Below are 1,123 nucleotides of genomic sequence, written 5' to 3'. Positions count from 1 at the left end.
TGCGGGGGTTGGCGGGGTTGCTGGTGGTGGGGTGTTCGGTGAATGGTGTGGCGTGTGGGCCGGGGTGTTCCGGCCACCACAACCCCTGACACACCGGGGTTCACAGTCTTCCGGTGAGCGCGAGTTGGCGGGACGCCGGCATTCACCGAGCAGAACCGGGACGAGCGCTGCCGGCCGATCGTCGCCATGACTGGCGTCGCGCCGGCCGGCGCCTCGTCCGCGTTCGTGCGGTCGGATGGGCGGGAACGCCGTTTCCCTTGCGCGCGAACCAAAGCACGCGTAGCAGGTCAGCTCGATCCTTACCTCGTAAGGAGAATCTTGTGCGCACTCTCTACGTCGTCACGCACCCGGAGGCAACGCACCACGTCGACGGGGTGGTGGGCGGGTGGCACGACTCGTCCCTGACCCCGGCCGGCGAGCGCGTGGCGGCCGCTGTCGCCGCGTCGCTGCGGGCCAGGGTGCCCGAGGACGCCGACGTCGAGCTGTTCTCGTCGGACCTGCGCCGCACCGCGCAGACGGCCAGAGCGGTGGGCGATCTCCTCGGCGTCGAACCGGTCCTGGACCCCCGGCTGCGCGAGAAGTCCTACGGCGAGGCCGAGGGCAGGCCGCAGGAGTGGTTGGACCGGCGGTTCGTCCCGCCGCCCGCGACGGGCGACCGGATGGGGCACGACGAGGGCTTGCCGGGCGCCGAGACCAGGGGGGTGTTCGCCCGGCGGATCTACGCGGCCGTGGACGCCGTCCTGGAGAGCCGTTGCGAGCACCAGATCGTCGTGACGCACGGCTTCGCCCTCACGTTCGTCGTGGCGTCGTGGATCGGCATGCCGGTCGAGTCCGCCAGCCACGTCAGCTTCCGGGCCGCCTCGGGCAGCATCACCGTGCTCCACGAGGACGACTTCTTCCGCAACCGCCAGGTCGTCAGCCTCGGCGACACGGGCCATCTCGCCCGCTGACCCCGGAATCCCGCGCCCCCAACGCTCTTGAGCGGGCCTGCCGCCGTGGTGCGGCCATCGAGACGCAGGCCACATCCTGGCCTGTCACATCCCGCCTCGCTGTCCCGTCAGACAGGTGTACCCACCGCATCGGCAAGGAGTGCACAGTGGACGCTCGTCTGAACATCTTCGAC

The 1,123-nt window shown here is 70.6% G+C and carries 1 protein-coding gene; it reads left to right on the top strand.

Annotation, left to right across the window (positions count from 1 at the left end; genetic code table 11):
* Window positions 1-320: 320 nt before the first annotated feature.
* Window positions 321-950 (top strand): histidine phosphatase family protein, encoded by a 630-nt coding sequence (locus BUE43_RS32485; RefSeq protein WP_073490190.1) that lies wholly within the window; start codon window positions 321-323, stop codon window positions 948-950.
* Window positions 951-1,123 lie beyond the last annotated feature (173 nt).

The organism is Streptoalloteichus hindustanus (assembly GCF_900129375.1).
GTDB classification, from domain to species: Bacteria; Actinomycetota; Actinomycetes; order Mycobacteriales; family Pseudonocardiaceae; genus Streptoalloteichus; species Streptoalloteichus hindustanus.
This window is presented reverse-complemented; position numbering and strand designations above follow the sequence as displayed.